Genomic DNA, 24888 nt, shown 5'->3' on the forward strand with positions numbered 1-24888 from the left:
ATTCGCAGCACGGGGGGAACTGTTGATGCTGGAACACGTCAAAAACAGAAAAAGAGAGCTCGCCGAGACAGAGGAAATGCTACGCGCCAGCATGCTCGGAAGATGCCGGGTCGCGCTGGCGAGTGGCGCGGTGGGCAGCGGCAAGACCGAGCTGCTGCACGCCTTCACCGAACGCGCCATGGAGCTGGGCGCGACCGTGCTGACCGTGCCGGCCTCCCCCACCGAGCGCAACACCCCGGCCGCCGTCCTGCGCCAGCTGCTGAGCAGCATCGAGGCGGCGGGCGAGGACACCGGGGCCCTGCGTGACCTGCTGGAACAGTGCGGAAGCAAGGCAGCGGGCACGGCGCCCGACACATCGACGACCACCTCGGCGGCGCGCTCGACCACCGCGCCCCAAGCGGTTCCCGCGGCCTTCCTGGACGGCCTCTACCACGCGCTCGCCCGGCTTTCCGCCGCCCGGCCGCTGGTCATCGCCATCGACGATGTGCAGTACGCCGACGGCGTCTCGCTCTCCTGTCTCCGTTCGCTTATGCAGCAATTGCGCTTTGCACGCGTACTGTTCGTCCTCACCGAGTCCGAGCACGACCAGTGGCGCAATCCGCTCTTCCGGGTGGAGTTGCTGCGCCAGCCCGGCTTCTGCCGCATCCGGCTGGCGCCCATGCCGCCGGAGGAGATCCGGAGCATGCTCTCCCAGAGCCTCGGGCCGCGTCTCGCCGCCGCCTGGAGCGACGAGTGCCGGGCCGTCAGCGGCGGCAATCCACTCCTGGTCAGGGCGCTGCTCGACGACTGCGAGATGGCCACGGCGGTCACCGGCCTGCCCCGGCCGCGCGGCGGGCTGCCGGTCGGCGACTCGTTCGGCCAGGCGGTCCTGGCCTGCCTGTACCGCGGCAACTCCACCATGCTGGCGGTGGCCCGCGCCCTGGCCCTGCTGGACACCGACGGTTCCGTGGACCTGGTCACCCGGCTGCTGGGCCTCGAGCCCGCCGAGGTCGACCAGGCCATGCGGGGGCTGGCCCATGCCGGCGTCGTCGAGGACGGGCGGCTGCGCCACGAGCGGGCCCGCGCCGCCATCGTCGAGGACCTCCCCGCGCAGCAGCGCACCGCCCTGCACCTGGCCGCGCTGCGCCTGCTGTACGAGATCGGCGCACCGGCCACCAGCGTCGCCCGCCATCTCGTGGCCGCCCGGCACACCGACGACCCGTGGGTGGTCGACGTCCTGCGGGCCGCCGCGGAACAGGAACTCCGCAGCCAGCGCCCCGAGCAGGCCATCTCCTTCCTGGAACTGGCGGAGTCCGCGGCGTCCTCCGAGGACGACCGGCTGGAGATCGCGATGATGCTGCTGCGCGCCGAGTGGCGGGTCAACCCCGCGCTGTCCGCCGACCGTCTCACCCAGCTGATCACGGCGCTTCAGGACGGTCGGCTGGGCCGCATCCACACCGGGCTGCTGGTGTACTCGGTGCTGGTGTACTCGCTGCTGTGGCACGGCCGGACGGACGACGTGGCCACCGTGCTCTCCCTGCTCGGCAAGTCCGCGGAGCAGTGCCCGCAGAGCGCCATGGAGCTGCATGCGCTGGTGCGCTGGCTGCGCACCTCCTATCCGGCCGCCCTCGACCAGTGGCTCTCCCCCAGCACCTCCGACCCCGGCACCCGGAGCCTGTTCAGCGCCCGCCCCCGGTCGGCCGGGCTGCTGTCCATCCTGCTCAGCGAGGGCGGTGACGCGGACGCCGCCGGCGCGGCCGAGCGGATGCTGCATCAGCTGGAGCCCGACGAAGGCACCATCGCACCGGTCGAAAGTGCCTTGTACACGCTTATCTACGCAGGTCATCCGGACCGCACCGCCGCCTGGTGCGACCGGCTGCTGGACGGGGCGAAGGTGCAGCAGGCGCCGGTCTGGAGCGCGATGGTCTCCGCGGCCCGGGCCGAGGCCGCCATCCGGCTCGGCGACCTGGTGTCCGCCGAGTTCCACGGCACCGCGGCCCTCGACCGCCTTCCGCCCCGTGGCTGGGGCACCGCGGTGGGCGCCCCGATGGCCCCGCTGATGCTCGCCAAGAGCGCCATGGGCAAGCACGAGGACGCCGCGGCGCTGCTCGGCCATCTGCTGCCGGGCGGCGCCATGGAGACCCGCTACGGACTGCACTACCTCTACGCACGCGGTCACCACTACCTGATGACCAAGAAGCTCCAGGCCGCCCTCGCCGACTTCCTCATGTGCGGGGAGCTGATGGACCGCTGGAGCATCGACCTGCCCTCCATCGTGCCGTGGCGGTCCGCGGCCGCCGCCACCCTGGTGCACCTGGGCGAGCCCGAACGGGCCCGTGGTCTCGCCGAGGAGCAGCTGGTCAAGCCCTGTGCCGGGCAGTCGCGTTGCCGTGGCATCTCGCTGCGGGTGCTGGCCAGGGTCAGCGAGCGGCGGCACCGTGCGTCGATGCTGCGGGAGGCGGTCACCCACCTGCGCGGCTCCGGTGACCAGTTGGAGCTGGCGCACGCGCTGGCCGAGCTCGGCTTCGCGCATGCCGCGCTCGGGGAGGACGAGCACGCGCGCGGCGTGTTCCGCCAGGCGCTCCGGCTGGCCGACGAATGCCGTGCGGAGCCGTTGCGCAAGACGCTGCTCAGCCGGCTGCCGGACTCGCTGCCGGCCACGCCGGTCGCGCGCGCCACCCCGCACGACGACATCATCGCGCTCAGCGAAGCCGAGGAGCGGGTCGCCACGCTCGCCTCGCTCGGCTTCACCAACCGCGAGATCGCGGGCAAGCTCTACATCACCATCAGCACCGTCGAGCAGCATCTGACCCGGGTGTACCGCAAGCTGCGGGTGCGCAGCCGCACCGAACTCCAGGCCACCCTGCGCAAGAACCCGGCGCGTGCGGCGTCCTGACGGCACCCGTTCGGGAACCGGGCCACCGGCTGCGTCAGTAGGAGCGCTGCAACTGCTCGCGGTGGGCGTCGGCCATCTCCGTGAACATGGCGACCACCTTGCTGTTCAGGGGGGCCAGCGCGGCGGCGGGCACGGTGTCGACCTCCAGCGAACGACGCAGCACCTCGGAGAGCAGCCGGGCCCGTTCCTCCACCGGCAGCGCGTCCTCGTCGCTGCTGCGGGGGTCGTCCAGGAACCCCCGGGTGACGTTCACCAGGATGTGCCCGGCCTGCTTGACGGTGCGGTCCGCGCGGAGGATGCCCTGCTCGGCGACGAGCTGGAGATAGTTGGTGTTCTCCGCGAGCTCCTGCTGCGCGGAGCGCACCGAGTCGTCCCCCGCGAGGTTGCCGAGCACCACCGGGTCGGACAGCAGCAGCGCGTTGACCAGCGGCCGGCGCGTGACCTCCAGGAAGATCAGGTACATCAGCCGGTGCGGCAGCGCCAGCTCGTCGTCCTTGCCCAGCTCCACCAGCAGCTGGTCGAAGAGCCGCAGCGCCTCACGCTGGAGCACCGCCCAGAACAACGCCTCGCGGGTCTTCCAGTGCAGGTAGACGGTGCCCTTGCCGACCCCGGCGCGGCCCGCCACGTCGTCGATCGTCACCCGGCGGTACCCGTGCAGTTCGAGCAGCTCAGCTGTGACGTCCAGGATTCGCTCCGCACGCTGCTGCCGCGCGGTGGAACCAGCGGGAAGCCGGGCGGAACTGTTCTCTCTCACGACTGACACGACCAACTTTCACACACGATCAACCTGGGGCTGCCTGCTCAGTATGCCCCTCCGGTCCCTGCGTACCGGATCCGTGTCAGGCCGGCGTCACCGGTGGTGCGGCGGGCCGGGCGGGAGGCGCAGGAGAACACTTGACTAAGGTTCGAAATTAGTCAAGCGTAGAAAACTCTCTTGTACGTCACCCGGAGGTCCGAGTTCCGATGATCGAAGTACGCGGACTCAGCAAGCACTTCGGCGACACGGTGGCCGTCGACGGTCTCGACTTCACCGTGCGCCCCGGCGAGGTCACCGGATTCCTCGGTCCGAACGGGGCCGGCAAGACCACCACCCTGCGCATGATCCTGGGCCTGGACGCCCCCACCGCCGGCACCGTCACCTTCCGCGGCAGGACCTTCGCCGAGCTGCCCGCTCCCCTGCGCGAGGTGGGCGTCCTGCTGGACGCCCGCGCGGTGCACCCCAGCCGCACCGCGGCGCAACACCTGCGCGCGCTCGCGCTGAGCAACGAGATCGACCTCGCCCGGGTGCCGCAGGTACTGGAGGCGGTGGGCCTGGAGCAGGCGGCGGACCAGCGGGCCGCCGCGTTCTCCCTCGGGATGCTGCAACGCCTGGGCCTGGCCGCCGCGCTCCTCGGCGACCCCACCACCCTGGTGCTCGACGAACCGCTCAACGGCCTCGACCCCGAGGGCATCGTCTGGTTCCGCCGTCTGATGCGCCGCCTGGCCGCCGAGGGCCGCACGGTACTGGTCTCCAGCCACCTCATGGCGGAGATGGCGCTCACCGCCGACCACCTGCTCGTGATCGGCGCGGGACGGCTGCTCGCCGACACCGGAGTCAAGGAGTTCATCGACGCCAACGCACGGGTGGAGACCATCGTCCGGACGCCCGACGCCGAGAGCTTCGGCAGCCGCCTGGCCGACGCGGGCGCGACGATACGGCCGCTCGGTGCCGAGGAGTTCGCGGTGACCGGCCTGGAGAGCGCCAAGATCGGCGCGATGGCCGCCGCCCAGGGCGTCGAACTGCACCAGCTCGCCACCCGCCGGCGCTCGCTGGAGGAGGCGTTCATGGAGCTCACCGGCGAGACCACCGCACACGCGTCACGCGAACTCGCCCCGGGAGCAGGGGCGGAGCCCGCGTACCCGTTGCCGGAGAGCGAGCCGGCCGACCAGGGCGACCCCGAGCCCGGCGAGGACACCGCACAGCCGACGCGCCCGACCCGGCCGGAGCGCCCCGCGCAGCCGACGCAGCCCGCGCAGCCGGGGTCGTCAGGGCGAGCGGGACGAGCGGGGCGCGGCGGCTGGCGGGCGAAGCTGGGCGGAGTGCTGCCCGGGGCGCGGGCCGGACGCGGCCGCCCGGCGCGCCCGGTGTCGCGGCAGCCCGGGTTCGGCTCTGCGGTGCGCTCGGAGTGGGTCAAGCTGGTGACGTCGCGGCAGGCCCGTTTCCTGGCGCTCGGCACCGTCGTCGCAGGTGCCGGTCTCGCCGTGCTCACCAGCAACTCGGCAGCCGCCGACTACGTGACCATGTCCGCCTCCGACCGCCTCTCCTTCGACCCCGTCGAGGTCAGCCTGCGCGGCCACCTGGTCGCCCAGCTGACGGTCAGCCTGCTCGGGGCGCTGTGCATCACCTCCGAGTACACCACCGGGACGATCACCAGCAGCCTCACCGCGGTCCCCCAGCGCGGCCGGCTGCTGGCGGCCAAGGCGGCGGTGGTCACCGCGGTGGTCGTGCCCACGAGCCTGGCGGCGATGGTCGGCGGCTTCCTCGGCGGCCAGGCGCTGCTCGCGAAGAACGGCGCGCCGCACCTCGCGCTCACCGATCCGGAGGCACTGCGTGCGGTGCTCGGCGGCAGCGCCTACCTGACCGTCGCCGGGCTGCTGGGGCTCGGACTCGGCGGCCTGGTGCGCAGCGCCACGGGCACCACGGGTGCGCTGTTCGGCACGATGCTGATGGTGCCCGCGGTCTCGCCCGCGCTGCCCGGCAAGCTGTCGGAACTGGCCCAGAAGTACTGGCCCACGCGCGCCGGCACCCAGGTCATGACCGTGGTGCGGGACCCGGGGCTGCTCGACCCGGCGACCGGGCTCACCGTGATGGCGGTGGTCACCGGAGGGCTGATGGGCGCCTGCTACGTCGTCTTCCGGCACCGCGACGCCTGACACATGGCCTGACGCGCGGCCTGACGCGACGCCACACGATGCGCGGGTGCGCGGGTGCGCGGGGTGGGGACGCGGGGACACGACTGCACCTGCACACGCCCCCCGCGCACCCGCCCCGCGCCGCCGCAGCGCCCCAACACCCGTGCCCGAAACGCCCCCTGAACGGCCGTGAGCCGGCCGGCAAGATCGTCGCCCCTACGATTGACTAGATTTCAAATCCAGTCATACAGTGTCCGAAGAGGCTCACCACGCTATGCGGGAGTGCGCCCCGTCTTATGCAGTGCGCCTGCGGCACGACGGCGCGCGACAGCGGAGCAAGAAAGAGGAGCCATTTCATGGCCATCGCCACGCCCTCGGAGCAGGGCCGGACGAGTCCCCCGGAGACCACCCGCGCACAGTGGTGGGCTCTGGCGGCACTCACGGCCAGCGTGCTCGTGGTCGGCCTGGACAGCTACATCCTGTACACCGCGCTGCCGACCCTCTCCTCGTCCCTGGGCGCATCCACCACCCAACTCCAGTGGATCCAGACGGCGTACACCCTGACCTGGGCCGGACTGCTGCTGCCGATCGGCAAGCTCGGCGACCGGATCGGGCTGCGCCTGATGCTGCTGGCCGGCCTGGTCGTCTTCGGTGTCTCCTCCGTGCTCGCCAGCCAGGCCGACTCGGCCGGAGCCCTGATCGCGCTGCGCGCCACGATGGGCGCCGGAGCCGCGGTGATCATGCCGATGGTGCTGGCCCTGCTGCCCGCGCTCTTCCCGGACGCGGCCGCCCGGCGCAAGGCCGTCGCGGTGACCACGATCGGGGCGATGCTCGGCCTGCCGCTCGGCCCGCTGCTGGCCGGCTGGCTGCTCACCCACTTCAGCTGGGGCTCGGTCTTCCTCATCAACGGCCCCGTCGTGCTGGCCAGCCTGATCGGCGTGTTCTTCCTGGTGCCGGAGAGCAAGGACCCGGCGAAGCCGCGGATCGACTGGCTCGGCGCCGTCCTGTCGGCGGCCGGTGTGATGGGCGTCGTCTACGGCATCATCGAGCAGCCCACGTACGGCTGGGACACCCAGGTGCTCGCCCCGCTCATCGGCGGTGTGGTGCTGATCGCCGTGTTCCTGATGTGGCAGCGCCGGGTGAGCGAACCCCTGGTCGACCTGAAGCTGCTGCGGAACCGCACCTTCACCTGGGGCACCGTCGCCTTCGCCGTCATCAGCTTCTCGATGAGCGGCATCATGTTCATCGTCAGCCCGTTCCTCCAGGTGGTCCTGGACAACGACCCGCAGGGCACCGGTCTGCGGCTGCTGCCGATGATCGGCGCGGTGCTCGCCGGCGCCGGGGTCAGCGACACGTACGCGTCCAAGTTCGGCACCAAGGCGGTCCTGCCGTTCGGCATGGTGGTCAGCGCGGTCGGCCTGGTCCTGCTCACGCTGGTGCACGCGGACAGCGGCTACGGCCCGGTCGCCCTGGCGCTGGTGGTCTTCGGACTCGGCCTCGGTGTGAGCATGCCGCTCGCGGCCGACAGCGTACTCGACGCGCTGGCCCCCGAGCAGACCGGCATGGGCAACGCGCTGTCACGGACGATGCAGAGCTTCGGCTCCGCGCTCGGCGCCGCCAGCCTCGGCAGCCTGCTCAACGGCGCCTTCCGGGGCAGGCTCGACGGCACGCTGGACACCCTCGGCCTGACCGGCGCCGCGCACGACGGTGCGCGTTCCGGGATCGCCGGCGCCCACACCGTCGCCGCCCACCTGCCCGGGCAGGCCGCCCGGACCCTGGCCGAGGCCGCCAACCGCGCGTACGCCCACGGCATGCTGGAGGCGGCCGTCACCAGCGCCACCATGTCCGTGCTCGGCGGCCTGCTGGTCTTCTGGCTGCTGCCCAAGGTCGCCGCCACCCCGTCGGCGAAGACCACGGAGATGGCCATGGCCGCCGCTTCCCCCGACCGCTGACCCACCCAGACACGAAGGCGCCCGCGCCCCCACCCCCGTTGGGAGCGGTCGCCTTCGGCCCGGCCCGAAATCCCCCGACGGGTCGGTGAAAGGCGACCGGCGGCCGAGCGCCGGTCGCCTTTCCTTTTCCCCTCTTCCCCTCTCACCCGGGCGTCCGCCGCGCCCGGACACCGGTCGCGCACCGACGGCTCGTCACTGCTTGCCGGTGCCGACGGGGTCCACCATGACCTTGTCGCCGGTGTCGGCGGAGACCGGGACGCTGAAGCTGACCGACAGGGCCTTGTAGTGGGTCTCGTTGGGCGGGGTGACGTGCAGGGCGCTGACGTACACGCCGGTCCCACCGGAGTTGTTCGGCGGGTAGTGCAGGGTGAAGCGGGTCGTGTCGCCGGTCTGGAGGGCGACGCCCGGCGCTGCGAGGGTGCTGCGGTTGGCGCTGAGCGGCTCGGAGGTGTCCTGGGACATCAGGTCGACCCCGGGGAAGCCCTTGAGCGAGCAGGCCTCGCCGGTGTTCTTGAGGCTGATGATGAGCTCGCCCTCGCCCATCCCGTGGGAGGAGCTGAAGGCGAGGTTCGCGGTCTTGCACGTCCCGGTGGTGACCTGCCCGCCACCGCTGCCGTCCGCGGACCCCCCGTCGGCGGACTCGCCGGCGCTGCTCGTGTCGCTGCCGCTGCCGCTGTCGTCCGATGCGTCGCTGCCGCCCGAGGTCTGGTCGGTCGAGCCGCCCGAGGACGCGGCGGAGGAGGCGGAGTCGTTCGCACCCGCGGCGTCGTCGTCGCCCTGGCAGGCGGTGAGCGAGAGGCTCGCGGCGAGGGCCAGGGCGGCGAGGGTGATCTTCTGAACGCGCATCGTTTCTTCCTTTGCGTGACGGGTCGGTGCCGTGGGCTCGGTATGAGCGAGCGTTGCTGACCAGCCAGAGCGGCTCGGCGAAGGCCACGTTCCGCCCCACCGACCCCGGATACCTGCCTGTGACACACGACTGCGCGCGGCTGCGGGGAACCACCGCCGGCGCCCACCCTCCGACGCCGCTCGCGCACCCGGCGCCCGTATCGCCGTTCGGCCCGGAAAACGGGGCCTCGGGCGGCACTCGGGACGTCTCGCCGGTGCGCGCGCCGCACCCCGGAGAGCCGGTTTCGGCGGCCGTCGCGGTGACTCTCCACGCCGCTCGACCGCTGGTACCGACCTGTGACCGGCCGACCATTGATCGGCACCGCCGCCACGACCTCTCCACCCCACCCACCTCCTTCCCCCGCTGACCGGCCGCCCCGAACTGCCTGGCCCGCGCACCCGACGCGGCCTAGAGTGGGCCTACTTCGACGAGACGTTCCCCAGAAGCACGCCGCAGAGCGGGCGCGTCCCACCTCGCCGAGCGAGGTGCCGGAGGGGCGGCAGCGGACTTTGTCGACCCTTCCTACCGGAGGTCCTCTTCATGAACGTCGGTATAGGCCTGCCCATCGGCGACCCGACCACCCTGCTCACCTGGGCGCAACGCGCCGACGCCGGGCCCTTCAGCACGCTGGGCCTGCTCGACCGGCTCGTCTACGACAACCCCGAGCCCCTCGTCGCGCTCGCCCTCCTCGCGGGCGCCACCTCCCGCATCCGCGTGCAGACCGAGGTGCTGCTCGCCCCGCTGCGCGACACCGCGCTGCTCGCCAAGCAGGCCGCCACGGTGGACCGGATGACCGGTGGCCGCCTGGTCCTGGGCCTGGGCATCGGCGGCCGGGACGACGACCACCAGGTCACGGGCGTCGACATGCGCACCCGGGGCCGCCGCCTGGACGAGCAGATGGCGGTGCTGCGGCGCCTGTGGTCCGGTGCGCCGTACGGTGCCGGCGTCGGCCCGATCGGGCCCGCGCCCGCCCGGCCCGGTGGCCCCGAAGTGCTCTTCGGCGGTTTCAAGCCCGCCGCACTCGAACGGGTCGCGCGCTGGGGCGACGGCTTCCTGGCCGCTGCGGCGCCGTCCTGGGCCGGCGGCCTGTTCGACACCGTCCGCGGCTTCTGGCAGCGGCACGGCCGCGACGGCGAGCCCCGCATCGTCGCGCAGGTCAACGTCGCGCTCGGCCCGCAGGACGTGATCGACGACGCCCGGACGGCCATGCACGCCTACTACGCCTTCACCGGCATGGCGGACCGGATGGTCGCCGGCCTGCTCACCACGCCCGCCGAGATCCGCGGGGCCGTCGCGGCCTTCGGCGACCTCGGTGCCGACGAGGTCATGCTCTACTGCTACGGCCTCGACCCGGACCAGGTGGATCGCGTCGCGGACGCGTTGTAGCCGGCGATGATGACGCCGCTGGCCGTCGGGGTCACGTCGGCGACGTCGAACGCGGCCGGGCTGAAGCCGTCGGGGAACAGGCGGTGGCCGGCGCCCAGGACGAGGGGATGGATGCAGAGCAGGTACTCGTCGATGAGGCCGAGCGGGGCGAGGGACCTGATCAGCGCGCCGCTGCCCATGATGTGCAGGTCGTCGCCCGGGGTCTTCTTGAGCTCGGCGACCGCTGCCGGGACGTCACCGCTGAGCAGCGAGGAGTTGGGCCACGGCAGGGGGTCGGTCAGGCTGCGGGAGGCGACGAACTTGGGGGCGTTGTTGAGGGCGTCGCGGAACGGGCTGTCCTGGGTGTTCCAGTGGCCCAGGACGTCCTGGTAGGTGCGGCGGCCCAGCAGGTACCCGCTGCTGGCGGACAGCCGCCGGCCCCATGCCCTGCCGATGGCGTCGTCCCCGGCCCGCTCGGCGGCCCAGCCGCCCTGGGTGAAGCCGTCTCGGGTGTCCTCGTCACTGCGGCCGGGTCCCTGCATGACGCCGTCCAGGGTGACGTGGTTGATGACGACGATCCTCATGGCGCTCCTTCGTCTACGGGCGTGTCTCCTGGCGAAATCCGAGCACGCTTCGGCCACGCCCGTGGCCGCACCGCACTCCACGTCATCCATGACTGCCGATCGCGGCGAAACTCATCGGCCGCCGCGGAACGTGCGGCCTGGCCGGCCCGGCGTCCGGGCGATGGCTCGACGCCGGGCGCCGGTGGCTCACCGCCGGCACCCGCTGGTGCTCGACGTCCCGTGCGGTGGTCGATCACTCCCGGTCAACGAGTCCAGGAGCGCACGCCCCTGCGGCCACGCACCGAGGCCGCTGGTGGAGTTGATGTGCCCGAGCCCGTCCGCCACGTGCCGTCGCGCCTGCCAGCGTGCCGCGAAGTCGACGGTCGCCTCCGGGGCGCAGTAGGGGTCGTCGCTGCTGCCCACCACCAGGGCCGGGCACGGCAACGGTCGTGTGGACGTCTCGATGAACGTCGCGGCCGGCTGGGAGGTACGCACCCGGCTGGCGAACACCTCCCCGCGCGGGTCGGGCGGCGCGACCAGGAAGGCGCCGGCCACCGGACCCGACGCGTTCCCGTCCAGCCATCTGGCCGCCGCCCAGCAGCCCAGGCTGTGGGCGACCAGCACGACAGGGCGGTCGTGCCGGGAGACCTCGTCGTGGGCCACCTGGACGGCTTCGACCCAGTCGTCGAGATCGGGCACGGACCACGAGGCCGGAGCGATCCTGACCGCCGCGGGGCCCCACTCCCGTTCCCACAGGCTCTGCCAGTGCTGCTCGTCGGAGCCGTCGATACCGGGGATGATGAGGTACGCAACCACTGCCTGCCACCGTTCACTCGTCGTCGCCATTGCGGTCCCGGGGGTGCCTGAGGCAGATCCTGCCGGACGCAACCGAACGGCGACTTCGAGCCAAGTGATCTCAAGGGAGATGGTGCGGACAACGATGGAATCACTCGACCGGATCGACCGCGACATCCTCGCCCTGCTCCAGGTCGAAGGCCGCCTGACCGGCGCCGAGGTGGGCCGCCGTGTGGGGCTCTCGCAGCCGGCGGCCAGTGCGCGCATCCAACGGCTCGAGAAGAGCGGCGTCATCACCGGCTACCGGGCCGTCGTCGCCCCCGCGGCACTCGGTCTGAACATCCACGCCGTCATCCGGCTGCGCACCGCGCCCGCCCAGCTCTCCCACGCCCTGGACCTCGCTTCCCGTACCCCCGAGATCACCTCCGTCCTCAGGGTCACCGGCGAGGACTGCCTCATCTTCGACGTGCACTGCCCACGGGCGGAACGCCTGGAAGGAATAGTCGACGCGCTGTCCCGGCACGGCCAGGTCATCACCTCCCTCGTGCTCCGCGCCTACGCCGGGAAACCGCTGACGGACGCGACGTGGACCCCGTCGTGACCCGGGACGACTTCTGTTGAGGAGCATCAGCGTGCGGGACGTCGCGTTCGGCAGTGGAGCCGTTCGGCTGGCCGGTTCGCTGAGCGTGCCGGGGGGTCGGGCCGGTGCCGGCGTTGCGGGCGTCGTGCTGGTCGGTGGGTCAGGGCCGACCGACCGGGACAACGGCGGGTACTTCCTGCCGTTGCGGCGGCACCTGCTGCGAGCCGGACTCGCCGTGCTGTCCTACGACAAGCGTGGGGTCGGCGGGTCGTCCGGCGACTGGCGTGCCGCGACCATGGACGACCTGGCGGCCGACGCGACAGCCGCGTTGGCGTGCCTGCGCGCCCAGCCCGGGATCAGGCCCGAGGCGACGGGGCTCTTCGGCCACAGCGAGGGCGGCTGGGTCGCCCTGCACGCCTCGGCGGCCCGGGACGACGTGCCCTGGGTCATCACCAACAGCTGCCCGGGAGTGAGCCCGGCCGTGCAGGAACGCCATGCGCTGGCCAACCGCCTACGGGCGGCCCACGGGGATCGTGGGGATCCGCACGCGGACAGCGACCGCGCGCTGGCCCTGTACGACCGTCTGGTTCGAGCGGGCCGGCGCGATGCCGACTTCCGGACGGTGGCACGGTTCGTCGACGACGCGGGCGGGCCGGCACGGCTGGCCGAGTTCTGGGACGGCATGGACGAACGCCTGTGGACGTTCCTGAAACGGATGCAGGACCACGACCCGGCCTCGGACCTGCGCGCGCTGCGCTGCCCGCAGTTGGCGCTCTTCGGCGGCGCTGACCCGCTGGTCCCGATCGCGGACAGCGTCCACAGGTTCACCCTGGCCGCCTGCCACCCGGCACGCGCGCGGCAGGCCACGCTGACCGTGGAGGTGTTCCCCGGCGCCGACCACCGGGTGCAGGTGCGGGACCCGGGCGGCCGCGCGCTTGCGCCGGGCTATCTCGACACGGTGACCCGCTGGCTTGCCGGCCGGTGACGGCCTGCGCTGGGGGCGCCGCCACCGGCCTCAAGGCAGCCGCCTGCCTCAGTCGGACTCCGCCCCCGCCGCCACCGCAGCGTCGACCTCCTGGCGGCGGGCGTCGAGTTCGGCCTCCGCCTCGGCCTTGGAGAAGCCTTCGGCGATCTCCTCGTCCTGGCGCATCAGGGCGTCCAGGTCGGAGCGTGCCGCGTCCAGGACGCCGATGTCGGCGTAGGCCGCCTGCACCTTGTCGCCCCACAGGCCGATGTCGCGGACGCAGGGGACGATACGGCTGAAGAGGAGGGACTGGTAGATCGTGTAGATCTCGGAGGTCTCCAGGTGCTTGACGCACTCGTCGACCGGCAGCCCGACGCGCTCGAAGACCTCCTTCGCCTGGAACCGGTCCCGCATCAGGTAGCAGCCCTCGACCACGAACTCCTCGCGCTCGGCGCGCTCCTTCTCGGTGATCTGGCTGTAGTAGTCCCTGAGCGCGAGCCGGCCGAAGGCGACGTGGCGGGCCTCGTCCTGCATGACGAACGCGAGGAGCTGCTTGACCATGGGGTTGGTCGCCAGGTCCCGGTACACGCCGAAGGTCGCCAGGGCCAGGCCCTCGATGAGGACCTGCATCCCGAGGTACGGCATGTCCCAGCGGCCGTCGCTGAGGGCGTCGGAGAGCAGCCGGGCCAGTCCGTCGTTGATCGGGTACAGCATGCCGATCTTCTCGTTGGCGAACTTCGAGAACAGCTCGACGTGCCGTGCCTCGTCCATCACCTGGGTGGCCGCGTAGAACTTGGCATCGAGGTCGGGAACGGATTCGACGACCCGGGCCGCGACGGACATCGCGCCCTGCTCGCCGTGCAGGAACTGGCTGAATATCCACGAGCAGTTGTGCCGCCGCAGAATGTCGAGTTCCTTGGCGGGCATGCGCTCGTAACGCTCGTAGCCCTTCAGGGGGTTGAATTCGTCCGGGAGACCGAGCGGGTTGTTCTCATCTACCGGGAGGTCCCAGTCGATACGGGTCTGGGCGTCCCACTGCTTGTCCTTTCCCTTCTGGTAGAGGTTGAGAAGCCGCTCGCGGCCCCCGTCGTACTCCCAGGTGAACCTGGTGGCACCCGCCGCCGGCACGTCCCAGGTGTCCGCGCTGACCGGGCTGGTGTACTTGTCCAAACTGCTCATGTGCGGCTTTCCTCAGTCTTTCAGGGAGAAGTGCGTGGTGAAGACGGTGGTGGTGGCGTCCTCACGGCCGACGACGGTGATCGAACGGGTGCCGGACCTCCCGCGGTAGCGGCCGCTGACGCCGAACGCCCTGAAGACCTGCGGCTCCCCCGCGATGATCGACTGGATGTCGACGACACCGGTGTAGTAAATGCTGCCGTCGGCGAATTCATCGGTGCCCGACACCTGTTCCTTGACCCGCTTGTCGTTCGGGTCCAGGTACACCAGACCGAATCCGTCGGGCGTCTTCGCGATCTGGGCGCCCTCGGAATCGAGCAGTTCGGCGTGGAAGGTCACTACGGTTCCGGGGCCTTCCTTTCCGCCTTCGGGAAGGTGCATCGTCACGTGCGACACCTCTTTGATGTCGCTGATGACGATTTCCTCGGTCGCGTGGTCAGACATGGTGACTCCTGGATTTCGAAGGGGTGAGGGTGGTCCTGCCGGATGGGGCGACGTCATGGGGCGGCACCCGACCGCGTGTCCGGTCGTGCGTCGGATCGGGAACCCGGTCGGGAATCTGATCGCGCGATCGTGCGCGCGCCGCCCGGCAACCGCCCCCGGGCGCGCGCCGTCCGCCACATCAGGCCGATCGCCAGGCTGCGCAGGTCCCGTACGCCGCGCATCCGCAGCAGTGCGCGCGCCGACCACAGCTTGCTCTCGGTGACGTGCTCGGGTGAGGCGTGCACGTCGTCGTGGACCAGGACGTCGAGGTCGCGTACGTGGCTGCGGAGCAGTTCGACGTCGGCGGCGGGGATGATCTCGTCGCGTGCGCTGGCCACGTAGGCCACCGGGATGTCCAGCCGGGCGAGGCGTTCCGCGGGCAGCGCCCAGTCGTGCAGCCCTTCGGGTCCCGTGCCGGTCAGGTGGGTGAGCGCGGCCACGGTGATGCGCGGCAGCCGGGACTGCCAGTCGGTGTCGGTGAAGAAGGCAGAGATCGGCGCGCCCGCCGTCACCACTCCCCTGATCCGCGGGTCGTCCATGGCACAGCGCAGCGCCAGGTGGCCGCTGAAGCTGAGCGCGAGCGCGTAGGTGTGGCGCACGTCGGCCTGGTCGGACAGCGCGTCGAGCAGCCCGGACAGGAAGCGCCAGCTGTCGGCGTCGTAGGGCACGGCGTTCTCGCCGATGCCGGGCAGGTCGACGACGACGGCCGCCATGCCGAGCCGGCGGAACACCGGCAGCGCGGGCGCCCACTGCTCCTTGACGCTGACGTTGCCGCCCATGAGGACGAGCAGCGGTCGGCGGTGGTCGGGCGACAGGCCGGTCTGCCAGCAGGCGACACGGTGACCGTCGATGTCCGTTTCGAAGCGGTGGATGTCGCTGCCGGAGCTGCCGGAGCGCCAGCGGTCCAGGGCGGCCACGGCCTGCTCGGCGGCCTCCTTGCGCGCCGGCCCGTCCTCGTAGGGGAAGCGGGCCATGATGTGGTGGCGGCACGCTTCGAGGTGCCGGCCGGCCGCCTCCAGGGTGCGGGCCTCGGCGCTCCACTCGCCGGTCCACGAGCCGGGTCCCGTGCCGTCGTCGGTGATCCGGTCCAGGATCCGTTCGACGTCCGGTATCTGCTGGCCCCGGGCGTGCACCCGGACGAACTCCTTGAGTTCCGCGATGTCGTTCATGCTCGCCCCGCCTTCACGATGGGCTCCCCCGCGCGCCGGTGAACCCCTGCGGTGCCGGTCGTCATGCGAGCTCCGGCGCGGCGGGGACGGCGCCGAACCAGCGGGCCAGGGCGGCCTCGGGTCCCGCGTCGGTCGCGTCGCCGGCGCCGCGCTCGGTGCCGGTGCCGGTGGCCCAGGCGACCCGGCCGTCCGGGCGGAGCAGCACCGCGGCGGCCGGGATCTCCGCCGCGGGCTCGGCGCGGGCCTCGGTGACGCGGTCCTTGAGCTCCGACAGGTCCGGGACCGGCACCGCGCCGTCCGACAGGTCGAGGTACACGCCGAGACCGGGGTGGAGCAGGCGCGCGACGGTGGTCGTGCCGCCCGGCGTGACCAGCTCGGTGTTGACGAGCCGGCGGCCCACCAGCGGGTGCTGCCCCTCGTCGGCGGCCGGGTAGCGCACGGCGAGACCGCAGCTGAGGTTGATCAGGTACTCGTTGACCTCGGGCAGCTTGACCATCTCGCCGAACAGCTCGCGCAGGGAGCGGATGCTGTCGACCGGGTGGGTCAGGGCGACCTGGGCCCGGGTGGCCATGCAGGCACGGGTGCCGACCGGGTGGCGTTCGTCGTGGTAGCTGTCCAGCAGGCCGTCGGGAGCGTGTCCTGCGAGGGCTGCGGCCAGTTTCCAGCCGAGGTTCAGCGCGTCCTCCAGGCCGGTGTTGAGGGCCAGGCCGCTGAGCGGGAAGTGGGTGTGCGCGGCGTCGCCGGCCAGGAAGACGCGGTCCTTGCGGTAGCGGTCGGCCTGCCGGGTGACGTTGTGCCAGCGGGAGAGCCACAGCGGACGGCCGGTGGTCAGCGGGCGGCCGGTGAGACGCTCCGCCAGGGCACGCATCTCGGCCTCGTCGGGGTCCTGTTCGGGGTGCGCGGGCGCGGTGCCGAACTCGCCCATGGCGATCCGGATGGCGCGCTCGCCGACCTGCGCCAGCATGAACGGGCCACGGTCCTGCTGGTGGGCGCCGACGCGCTGGAACAGCTCGTCGTCCGGCTCGACCTCGAGGTCGCCGGCGATACCGTGGAAGGGCAGGTCCTCGCCGGGGAACTCGATCTGCGACAGGGTGCGCACGGTGCTGCCGGTGCCGTCGCAGCCGACCAGGTAGCCGCCGGTCAGCCGGGACGTGCCGGAGGCGGACCGCACGGTGACGGTGACCTGCTCGGCGTCCTGCTCGACGCCGATGATCTCGTGGCCCCGCCGGACGGTCGCACCGAGCGCGACGGCGTGTGCTTCGAGGCGCCGCTCCAGGTTGGACTGGCTGACGATGAAGGTGTTGTTGTGCCGCTCGGCCAGCGCTTCCGGGTCGAGCTGGTAGCCGGCGAAGTACGCCAGCGGCCACTCGAAGCCGTCCTCGCGGATCGCCGACATCACGGCCCGCTGGTCGAGGAGTTCCACGGTGGCGGAGTTCAGGGCGTTGCCGAGCGCCTGGCCCAGCTGCTCCTCGTGCCGTTCCAGGACGACGGTCTCGACGCCGTGCAGGCGCAGTTCGCAGGCGAGCAGCAGCCCGACGGGTCCGGCCCCGGCGACGATGACGGTGTGGTTCATCAGGAACTCCTTCGGGCGGCCGGGTGGGCCGCGGTGGGGTCGGGCAGCAGGTCGAGCAGGGCGTGTGCCAGGTCGAGCAGGGTCGGGGTGTCGTAGATGAGGGACGGGGTCAGTTCGATGCCGGCGTCCTTCATCCGGGAGACCAGTTCCATCGCGGTGAGCGAGGAGAAGCCGAAGTCCATGAGGTCGGTGCCGGCGTCGACCTGACCCGGCTCCAGGGCCAGCACCAGGGCGACCTCGGTCCGCAGATGGTCCAGCAGGACGCGGGCCCGGTCGGCCTCCGGTGCCAGCGCCAGCCGTTCGAGGATGCCCAGGGGCGCCGCGGAACCGCGGTCCTCGGCCGCTGCGGCACGGGCCGCGCGGGCTTCCGGGATCTCCTGGAACAGTCCGCCGCGGAAGTCCGCCGCGAGCACCGCCCAGTCGATGTCCGCGACCACCAGCTGCCCCGGGGTGCCGTCGGCCGCGCGCCCGAGCACGTCCATCGCGGCCCGAGCGTCCAGGGGCCGCAGCCCCGCGGTACAGGCGCCGGGTCCGGCCGTGCTGCCGGTCGCGGCAGAGCCGTCCGCACGGTCGGTGAGCGGGCCGTGGGCGACCGCGAGGGCCGGGTCTCCGGCGGCGCGGCGGCGGGCGGCGAGGGTGTCGCAGTACGCGGTGAGGGCCGCCTGACCGGAACCGCCGAGCATCCCGCACGCCGGCGAGAGCAGCACGAACGCCGACAGTCCCGCACCCCGGGTCAGCTCGTCCAGCCGGGCGGCGGCCGCCCGGTACCGGACCGCCTCGCCCGGTGCGACGGGCAGATCGGGGTCGTCGTCGCCGCAGGCCACGTGGACGACGCCGGACAGCGGCCGGTCGGCGGTGACGGTCCCGAGCAGCGCGGTCAGCGCCGTCCGGTCGGCGGGGTCGCACGCGGCGCTGGTCACCTCGGCGCCCCGGGCGCGCAGTTCGGCCTCCAGCGCCGTGACGTCCGCGTCGGGTCGGGTGGCGAGCAGCAGGTGCGGGGCGCCGTGCCGGGCCAGCCAGCGGGCGGCGTGCCGGCCCACGACGGTGGTGGCGCCGGTCACCAGCACGGTTCCGGTCGGGCTCCAGCCACCGGGCCTGCGCGGCACGCGCACCATGCGACGGGCGAGCAGCCCGGCCGGACGCAGCGCCACCTGGTCCTCGCCGGCCGGTGCGGTCAGCGTCGCCGCGAGCCGCCGGCGGGCAGCCGCGTCCAGGACGGGGGGCAGGTCGACCAGGCCCCGGTACCGGTCCGGGTGGCGCGCGAGGAGCGCGGGAGCCGCGCCCCACACCCCGGCGGCCGCCGGGTCGCCCGGCACGTCCGTGGGCGTCGCGGCCACCGCGTCCCGGGTCACCACCCACACCGGGGCGTCCAGGCCGGTGGCGTCCAGCGCCTGGAGGGCCGCGGTGGGGCCGGCCACCGGGTCGTACGGCGCGGGGGCGTGCCGGGCGGGGGCCGGCGCGGGGGCGTGCGCCGCCAAGTCGTCCGGCGCCGAGCCGTCCGCCGTCTCGCCGGTGGCGACCAGGAGCACGCCGTGCACCGGCTCCGGGGTCTCGTCGACCGTCTGCCGCAGCAGGTCCCGCAGCGTGTCGGCGTCGGCCGGGTGCGGCACGTGCAGGGTCCCGGCGCTCGCACCGCACGCGGTCAGGGCTGCGGCGAGGTCGTCCGGCACGGTGGTGGCCGCCGTTGCTGCCGTGCCGGACGGCTCGGGCGCGAGGACCAGCCAACGTCCCGTCAGCGGGGGCGCGGGGACGTCGGCGAGGGGATGCCAGTCGGCGCGGTACAGGCTGGAGGCGCCGCGGCGGTAGGCCGACAGCACCGGCAGCAGCGTCTCCAGCGCGGCGCGCTCCGCGTCGGTGGGGTCCAGGAGGGCGTCCAGGCCGGCGGCGTCCAGGTCGCCCACCGCCGCCCAGAAACCGGGCTCGGCACCGTCGCCGTGCTCCTGGGCGGTGCCGGCTTCGGAGGCCGGGGAGAGCCAGTACGGGCGTCGCTGGAACGGGTACGTCGGCAGCTCCGTCGCGGTGTCACCGCGGCCCAGGACCGCCGCCCAGTCGACCGGGCCGCCGGCGGTGTGCACACCGGCGACCGCGGTGAGGACGGTGACCGTCTCCGGGCGGCGGGACGCGAGCGTCGCGAGGAGCACCGGAGCCGCCTCGTCGTCCGCGGCACCCGGGACGTCCGAGGCGTGCGTGAGGGTGTCGCGGACGAACCCGGTGAGCACCGGATCGGGGCCCAGCTCCACGAACGTGGTGACACCGGCGTCGTGCAGCGCGCGCAGCCCGTCCGCGAACCGCACCGGGCGGCGCACGTGCTCGGCCCAGTACCCGGGGTCGGCGAGTTGCCCGGCGGTCACCGGGCGGCCGGTGACGTTGGAGACGAGGGTCGGCCGCGGCGGGTGGCAGGTGATGCCGGCGCCGATGTCCCGCAGCCCGGGCAGGGCCGTGTCCATGTGCGCGGAGTGGAACGCATGGCTGACCTGGAGCCGTTTCGTCCGGCGGCCCAGCGCCGCGAAGTGCTCGGCGACGGCGGCCACCGCCGGGCCACCGGAGATCACCGTGGCGCGGGGCCCGTTGAGCGCGGCCAGGGCCACCTCGTCGCCGAGGTGCGGCAGCAGCTCCTCCTCGGTGGCCTCGACGGCGACCATGGTGCCGCCGGCCGGTGCCTCCTGCATCAGCCGGGCACGTTCGGAGACCAGCGCGCAGGCGTCGGGCAGGGTCAGCACCCCGGCGGCGTGGGCAGCGGCCAGCTCACCGATGGAGTGACCGGCCACGCAGTCCGCCGTCACGCCCCACGACTCCAGCAGCCTGAACAGCGCGATCTCCAGCGCGAAGAGACCGGTCTGGGCGTACCGGGTCTCGTGCAGCAGCGCTGCGTCGGCGGTGCCCGGCTCGGCGAACACCACCGCGCGCAGGGGCCGTTCGAGGTCCCGGTCGAGCAGCGCCGCCACCTCGTCGAACGCGGCGGCGAAGGCGGGCTGACCGGCGTACAGCTCCCGTCCCATGCCGGGGCGTTGGGCGCCCTGGCCGGTGAAGAGGAACGCCGTCCGGCCCGACCGTGCCGCCCCGCGCACGACCGCCGGTGACGCCTCGCCCGACGCGAGTGCGTCGAGCGCCGCCGTGAACTCGTCGGGGCGCGCCGCGACGACGGCAGCGCGCTGCGCGAAGTGCGTACGTCCGTGGGCCAGCCCGCGCGCCACGGCCGGCGGATCCTGCTCCGGCAGGTCCCGCAGCCGGGCCGCCAGCTCCCGCAGCGCCTCGTCCGACCGGGCCGACAGCACCCACGGCACCGTCCGGGGCGCTCCTTCCTGAGAAGCGCCGTCGACCGCCCCAGACGTCTCCGCTGCCTCCGCTGCCTCCGCTGCTTCAGACGTCCCGGACACCTCCGGTGCCTCCAGGATGACGTGCGCGTTCGTGCCGCTGATGCCGAAGGACGACACCGCCGCCCGGCGCGGGCGTCCGTCGGCAGGCCAGTCACGCGCCTGCCTGAGGAGGCGTACGGCGCCGCTGTCCCAGTCGACGTGCGGGGTCGGCTCGGCAGCGTGCAGCGTCGCCGGGAGGGTGCCGTGCCGCATCGCCTGCACCATCTTGATCACGCCGGCCACACCCGCCGCCGCCTGGGTGTGCCCGATGTTGGACTTGACCGAGCCGAGCCAGAGCGGCCGTGCGGCGTCCCGGTCCTGGCCGTACGTGGCGAGCAGCGCCTGGGCCTCGATCGGGTCGCCGAGCGTGGTTCCGGTGCCGTGCGCCTCGACGGCGTCCACCTCGGACGGGGTGAGCCGGGCGCCGGCCAGCGCCTGCCGGATCAACCGCTCCTGCGAGGGCCCGTTGGGTGCGGTCAGCCCGTTGCTTGCGCCGTCCTGGTTGACCGCCGACCCGCGGATCACGGCCAGCACGGGGTGCCCGTTGGCCTCCGCGTCGCTCAGCCGCTCCAGGAGCAGCACCCCTCCGCCCTCGCCCCAGCCGGTGCCGTCGGCACCCGCGGCGAACGACTTGCACCGGCCGTCCCGGGCCAGGCCGCGTTGCCTGCTGAACTCGATGAACACCCCGGGCGTGGCCATCACGGTGACGCCGCCGGCCAGCGCCATCGTGCACGCGCCGTCCCGCAGCGCCTGCACCGCCAGGTGCATCGCCACCAGCGACGACGAGCACGCGGTGTCGACGGTGACCGCGGGGCCCTCCAGACCGAACGTGTACGAGATCCGCCCGGAGGCGAGGCTGCCGGCACTGCCGGTGCCGAGCAGGCCCTCGGCCTCCTGGGGTGTGCGGTGCATCAGACGGCCCGCGTAGTCGTCGTACATCACCCCGGCGAACACGCCGACGGAGCTGCCCTTCAGCTCGGCCGGCACGATCCCGGCGCGCTCGAAGCACTCCCAGACGATCTCCAGGAGCAGCCGCTGCTGCGGGTCGATGGCCGCCGCCTCGCGCGGGCTGATCCCGAAGAACGCCGGGTCGAAGTGGTCGGCGTCGTAGAGGAACCCACCTTCGCGCGCGTAGCTGGTGCCCGAGCGTTCCGGGTCCGGGTCGTACAGGTCGGCCAGCGGCCAGCCGCGGTCCCCGGGGAACCCGGAGATCGTGTCGACGCCGTCCCGCACCACCCGCCACAGGTCGTCCGGGGTGCGCACCCCGCCCGGGTAGCGGCAGCCCATCGCCACGATCGCGATGGGCTCCCGGGCCGCCGACTCGACCTGCCGCAGCCGCTCCCGGGTCTTCTGGAGGTCGGCCGTGACCCATTTCAGATAGTCGACGAGCTTCTCCTGGCTCGGTGCGTCCGCCTGGCTCGATGCGTCCGCCTGGTTCATCGCCTTCGCCTGCTTCTCGTTCGTCTGCGTCTCGTTCGTCATGGGGTCCGGCCTTTCCAGCGGGCGCCGCGTGGGGAGGTCACTGGGCGGCCCGCCCCAACTCGCGGTCGATGAAGTCCAGTACCTCTGCGGCGGAGGCGGAACTGAGCGCGTCCGTGGTCTCCTCGGCGGAGACCGGCCGCTGCGGCGTCTCGTCGAGCCGTTCGACCAGGGCACGCAGCCGCATGGTCAGCTGGGTCCGCACCCCGCTGTCCCGGTCCATCCCGAGCAGGGCCGTCTCCAGCCGCGCCAGGTCCGACTGCACGGCCGCCGCGCCGCCCCCGTCACCGAGGCGCCCGGCGAGGTACTCGGCGAGTGACGTGGCGGTCGGGTAGTCGAAGACGATCGTGGCAGGCAGCCGCAGTCCGGCGTCGGCGGCGAGCCGGTTGCGGAACTCGACCGCGGTCAGCGAGTCGAAGCCGAGTTCCTGGAACGGGCGCCCCGGATCGACGGCGTCCGCGCCGGCGTGCCCGAGGACGGCGGCGATGTGCCCGCACACCGTCTCCAGCACCAGTGCGCCGCGTTCCTCCGCCGCCACCGCGGCGAGCCGCTCCGGAAGGCCGGTGGTGACGGCACTCGCGCGCCGTGCGGGCGCCGGGACCAGGGCGCGCAGGATGCCGGGCAGGGTGCCGCCGGCCGCCTGCTGCCGCAGGACGGGCATGTTCAGCCGGGCCGTGACACAGGTGGCGTGGCCCGCGGCGAGCGCCGCGTCGAGGAGGTCCAGCGCCTCACCGGTCGGCAACGGCGCGACACCGCCCCGGCTCAGCCGGGCCAGGTCCGCCTGGTCGAGGCCGCCGGTCAGCGCACTGCTCTGCTCCCACAGGCCCCAGGCCAACGAGACCGCCGGCAGGCCCTCGGCCCTGCGATACCGGGCCAGCGCGTCCAACCAGGCGTTCGCCGCGGCGTAGCTCGCCTGGCCGGGGCTGCCGAACGTGCCGGCGATCGAGGAGAACATCACGAAGGCCGTCAGGTCGCTCTCGCGGGTCAGCTCGTGCAGGTGCCAGGCCGCGTCGACCTTCGGCCGCAGCACCCCGGCGAGACGCTCGGCCGTCAGCGCCGGCAGGACGCCGTCGTCCAGGACGCCCGCGGTGTGCACCACCGCACCGACCGGATGCTCCGCCAGCACCGCGGCGAGCGCGGCACGGTCCGCCACGTCACACGCCACGACCAGCGCTTCGGCACCCGATTCCCGTAGCTCGGCGACGAGTTCGCGCGCCCCGTCGGCGGCCGGCCCGCGCCGGCTCAGCAGGAGCAGCCGCCGTACCCCGTACGCGGCGACCAGATGCCGGGCGGTGTGCGCCGCGAGGGTGCCGGTGCCGCCGGTGACGAGCACGGTGCCGTCAGGCCCGAACGGTGCCGTGGCCGACGTCTCGTCCGAAGCCGGCGCCGACCCCTCTCCCGAGGCACCGGGCGCGGCCTTGACCAGCCGCGGCACCGCCGCCCTGCCGTCCCGGACCACCACCTGCGCCGCACCCGCCGCCAGCACCCCGGCCAGCCCGGTCAGCGACGCGGGTCGCCCGTCGTGGTCGACGAGGACGATCCGGTCCGGGTTCTCCGACTGCGCGGTCCGCACGAGACCCCACACCGCGGCCGCCGCCAGGTCCACGCCCCCACCCGGCTCGGGAACGGCACCCGGCTCCGCAACGGCACCCGAGGTGGCGACGAGGAGCCGCGCACCGGCCGCCTCCTCGTCCGCCAGGAACCGCTGCACTACACCGAGGACGTGAGCGGTGAGCCGATGGGCACGGGCGACGGGGTCGCCGGCATCGGCGTCGGCGTCCGCATCGGCATCGGCATCGGGGGCGGCGGGATCGAGCGTGGCGAGCCCGGAAGCGTCAAGACCGGACGCTTGCAGCGCCGCCAGGACCCCGCTGCCACCGATGACCGCCCAGGGCCCGTCCGCCTCGTCCGCCCGCCCGGTGCCGGTCGAGGACAGCGGCGCCCACTCGACGCGGTACACCGGATCCTGACCTGCGCTCCGCAGCGCCGCCAACTGCTCGGCACTGATCGGCCGCAACGTCAGCGACTCGACGTCCGCCACCGCCTGCCCGGTCTCGTCGGCGAGGCTCAGCCGGTACTCGTCCTGGCTGTCCGGCACGGGTGCGACGGTGACCCGCAGCGTCCGCGCCCCCGAGGCGTACAGCGTGACCCCGCCCCACGCGAACGGCAGCCGCGTCCCGGAGCCCGCACCGTCACCGCCCGCCGTCAACGCGATCGCGTGCAGCGCGGCGTCGAGCAGGGCCGGGTGGATCGGATGCTCATGGTGCGCCGTACCGTCCGGCAGCTCGACGGTCGCGTACACGGCGCCGCCCTCTCCCTGCCACGCCTGGGCCAGCCCCTGGAACACCGGCCCGTACGTGAGCCCGGCACCGGTCATGTCCTGGTAAAGGCGGCCGGTGTCGACCGGTGCCGCCCCCGCGGGCGGCCAGACGGACACCACGGGCGCGGCGGCCACGGGCCGATCGGCAACGGTGCCGTGCGCATGGCGCGTCCACGGTTCGTCCGTCCGGTCCACGGCCGCCGGACGGGTGTGGATGGTCAACGCCCGCCGGTTGTCACCGTCCGCCGGTTCCACCCGCATCTGGACTTCCAGGCTGCTCTGCCCGGTGAGCGCGACGGGCGCTTCCAGCACCAGGTCCTCGACGTGGTTGCCGCCGGTCGCGGCCGCCGCGTACAGCGCGAGATCGGTGTACGCGGTGCCCGGGAGGAGAACGGTGTCGAGTACCGCGTGGTCGGCGATCCAGGGGTGGGTCTGGAGGTTGAGGGAGCCGGTGAACAGA

16 protein-coding genes are annotated in these 24888 nt (G+C 73.2%); 6 read left to right on the forward strand and 10 right to left on the reverse strand.

All coding sequences use genetic code 11. From position 1 onward, the window contains the following. Positions 1 to 25: 25 nt before the first annotated feature. Positions 26 to 2875 (forward strand): helix-turn-helix transcriptional regulator, encoded by a 2850-nt coding sequence (locus NQO67_RS41185; RefSeq protein ID WP_255955718.1) that lies wholly within the window; start codon positions 26 to 28, stop codon positions 2873 to 2875. Positions 2876 to 2909: 34 nt separating this feature from the next. Here the strand turns inward: NQO67_RS41185 and NQO67_RS41190 are convergent, their stop codons facing one another. Further along, positions 2910 to 3629: a TetR/AcrR family transcriptional regulator gene (locus NQO67_RS41190; RefSeq protein WP_255955719.1), complete on the reverse strand. Its 720-nt coding sequence runs from the start codon at positions 3627 to 3629 to the stop codon at positions 2910 to 2912. Between the two features lie 209 nt (positions 3630 to 3838). Between NQO67_RS41190 and NQO67_RS44475 the strand changes: the two genes are divergently transcribed. Both NQO67_RS44475 and NQO67_RS41200 read left to right on the forward strand, forming a co-directional pair. Then, the gene (locus NQO67_RS44475; protein ID WP_308295747.1) at positions 3839 to 5788 is read left to right on the forward strand and encodes an ABC transporter ATP-binding protein; all 1950 of its coding nucleotides are present in this window, start codon (positions 3839 to 3841) and stop codon (positions 5786 to 5788) included. A 335-nt stretch (positions 5789 to 6123) separates the two neighbouring features. Next, a complete protein-coding gene (locus tag NQO67_RS41200; protein WP_255955720.1) occupies positions 6124 to 7719 on the forward strand; it encodes an MFS transporter in 1596 nt (531 codons plus the stop codon). A 192-nt stretch (positions 7720 to 7911) separates the two neighbouring features. Here the strand turns inward: NQO67_RS41200 and NQO67_RS41205 are convergent, their stop codons facing one another. Next, positions 7912 to 8565 (reverse strand): DUF4232 domain-containing protein, encoded by a 654-nt coding sequence (locus NQO67_RS41205; RefSeq protein WP_255955721.1) that lies wholly within the window; start codon positions 8563 to 8565, stop codon positions 7912 to 7914. A 580-nt stretch (positions 8566 to 9145) separates the two neighbouring features. On the opposite strand from NQO67_RS41205, the gene NQO67_RS41210 reads away from it, so the two are divergent. Beyond that, a complete protein-coding gene (locus NQO67_RS41210; RefSeq protein WP_255955722.1) occupies positions 9146 to 9991 on the forward strand; it encodes an LLM class flavin-dependent oxidoreductase in 846 nt (281 codons plus the stop codon). Here the strand turns inward: NQO67_RS41210 and NQO67_RS41215 are convergent. Further along, a complete protein-coding gene (locus NQO67_RS41215; protein ID WP_255955723.1) occupies positions 9943 to 10554 on the reverse strand; it encodes a dihydrofolate reductase family protein in 612 nt (203 codons plus the stop codon). The two genes, NQO67_RS41210 and NQO67_RS41215, sit on opposite strands and share 49 nt — an antisense overlap. A 186-nt stretch (positions 10555 to 10740) precedes the next feature. Beyond that, on the reverse strand, positions 10741 to 11349 hold the full coding sequence (locus NQO67_RS41220; RefSeq protein WP_255955724.1) for an RBBP9/YdeN family alpha/beta hydrolase: 609 nt from the start codon (positions 11347 to 11349) through the stop codon (positions 10741 to 10743). Between the two features lie 124 nt (positions 11350 to 11473). Here NQO67_RS41220 and NQO67_RS41225 point away from each other — a divergent pair, with 124 nt between their 5' ends. Both NQO67_RS41225 and NQO67_RS41230 read left to right on the forward strand, forming a co-directional pair. Further along, complete coding sequence (locus tag NQO67_RS41225; protein ID WP_255955725.1) at positions 11474 to 11929, forward strand: Lrp/AsnC family transcriptional regulator; 456 nt, start codon at positions 11474 to 11476, stop codon at positions 11927 to 11929. 31 nt (positions 11930 to 11960) lie between these two features. Continuing rightward, entirely contained in the window at positions 11961 to 12893 is a 933-nt protein-coding gene (locus tag NQO67_RS41230; RefSeq protein WP_255955726.1) for an alpha/beta hydrolase family protein, read from the forward strand. 48 nt (positions 12894 to 12941) lie between these two features. Here the strand turns inward: NQO67_RS41230 and NQO67_RS41235 are convergent, their stop codons facing one another. From NQO67_RS41235 to NQO67_RS41260, 6 genes are all read right to left on the reverse strand, one after another. Continuing rightward, entirely contained in the window at positions 12942 to 14051 is a 1110-nt protein-coding gene (locus NQO67_RS41235; protein WP_255955727.1) for a ferritin-like domain-containing protein, read from the reverse strand. Positions 14052 to 14063: 12 nt separating this feature from the next. Continuing rightward, the gene (locus NQO67_RS41240) at positions 14064 to 14492 is read right to left on the reverse strand and encodes an allene oxide cyclase barrel-like domain-containing protein (protein WP_255955728.1); all 429 of its coding nucleotides are present in this window, start codon (positions 14490 to 14492) and stop codon (positions 14064 to 14066) included. A gap of 53 nt (positions 14493 to 14545) precedes the next feature. Beyond that, the gene (locus NQO67_RS41245; RefSeq protein ID WP_255955729.1) at positions 14546 to 15700 is read right to left on the reverse strand and encodes an alpha/beta fold hydrolase; all 1155 of its coding nucleotides are present in this window, start codon (positions 15698 to 15700) and stop codon (positions 14546 to 14548) included. Between the two features lie 61 nt (positions 15701 to 15761). Next, the gene (locus tag NQO67_RS41250; protein ID WP_255955730.1) at positions 15762 to 17273 is read right to left on the reverse strand and encodes an FAD-dependent monooxygenase; all 1512 of its coding nucleotides are present in this window, start codon (positions 17271 to 17273) and stop codon (positions 15762 to 15764) included. Next, on the reverse strand, positions 17273 to 22111 hold the full coding sequence (locus tag NQO67_RS41255; protein ID WP_255955731.1) for a type I polyketide synthase: 4839 nt from the start codon (positions 22109 to 22111) through the stop codon (positions 17273 to 17275). The genes NQO67_RS41250 and NQO67_RS41255 overlap by 1 nt, the downstream gene beginning before the upstream one ends. Before the next feature lie 37 nt (positions 22112 to 22148). After that, positions 22149 to 24888 (reverse strand): type I polyketide synthase (locus NQO67_RS41260; protein ID WP_255955732.1); only part of this gene is annotated, 2740 nt, incomplete at its 5' end.

The organism is Streptomyces odontomachi (assembly GCF_024435355.1).
Lineage (GTDB): Bacteria > Actinomycetota > Actinomycetes > Streptomycetales > Streptomycetaceae > Streptomyces > Streptomyces odontomachi.

Bases quoted from the DNA above. Each gene is read 5' to 3' on its own strand.
- NQO67_RS41250 (WP_255955730.1), bottom strand. From the start codon at position 17,273: ATGAACCACACCGTCATCGTCGCCGGGGCCGGACCCGTCGGGCTGCTG.
- NQO67_RS41235 (WP_255955727.1), bottom strand. From the start codon at position 14,051: ATGAGCAGTTTGGACAAGTACACCAGCCCGGTCAGCGCGGACACCTGG.
- NQO67_RS41240 (WP_255955728.1), bottom strand. From the start codon at position 14,492: ATGTCTGACCACGCGACCGAGGAAATCGTCATCAGCGACATCAAAGAG.
- NQO67_RS41225 (WP_255955725.1), top strand. From the start codon at position 11,474: ATGGAATCACTCGACCGGATCGACCGCGACATCCTCGCCCTGCTCCAG.
- NQO67_RS41245 (WP_255955729.1), bottom strand. From the start codon at position 15,700: ATGAACGACATCGCGGAACTCAAGGAGTTCGTCCGGGTGCACGCCCGG.
- NQO67_RS41210 (WP_255955722.1), top strand. From the start codon at position 9,146: ATGAACGTCGGTATAGGCCTGCCCATCGGCGACCCGACCACCCTGCTC.
- NQO67_RS41205 (WP_255955721.1), bottom strand. From the start codon at position 8,565: ATGCGCGTTCAGAAGATCACCCTCGCCGCCCTGGCCCTCGCCGCGAGC.
- NQO67_RS41185 (WP_255955718.1), top strand. From the start codon at position 26: ATGCTGGAACACGTCAAAAACAGAAAAAGAGAGCTCGCCGAGACAGAG.
- NQO67_RS41215 (WP_255955723.1), bottom strand. From the start codon at position 10,554: ATGAGGATCGTCGTCATCAACCACGTCACCCTGGACGGCGTCATGCAG.
- NQO67_RS41255 (WP_255955731.1), bottom strand. From the start codon at position 22,111: ATGACGAACGAGACGCAGACGAACGAGAAGCAGGCGAAGGCGATGAAC.
- NQO67_RS41200 (WP_255955720.1), top strand. From the start codon at position 6,124: ATGGCCATCGCCACGCCCTCGGAGCAGGGCCGGACGAGTCCCCCGGAG.
- NQO67_RS44475 (WP_308295747.1), top strand. From the start codon at position 3,839: ATGATCGAAGTACGCGGACTCAGCAAGCACTTCGGCGACACGGTGGCC.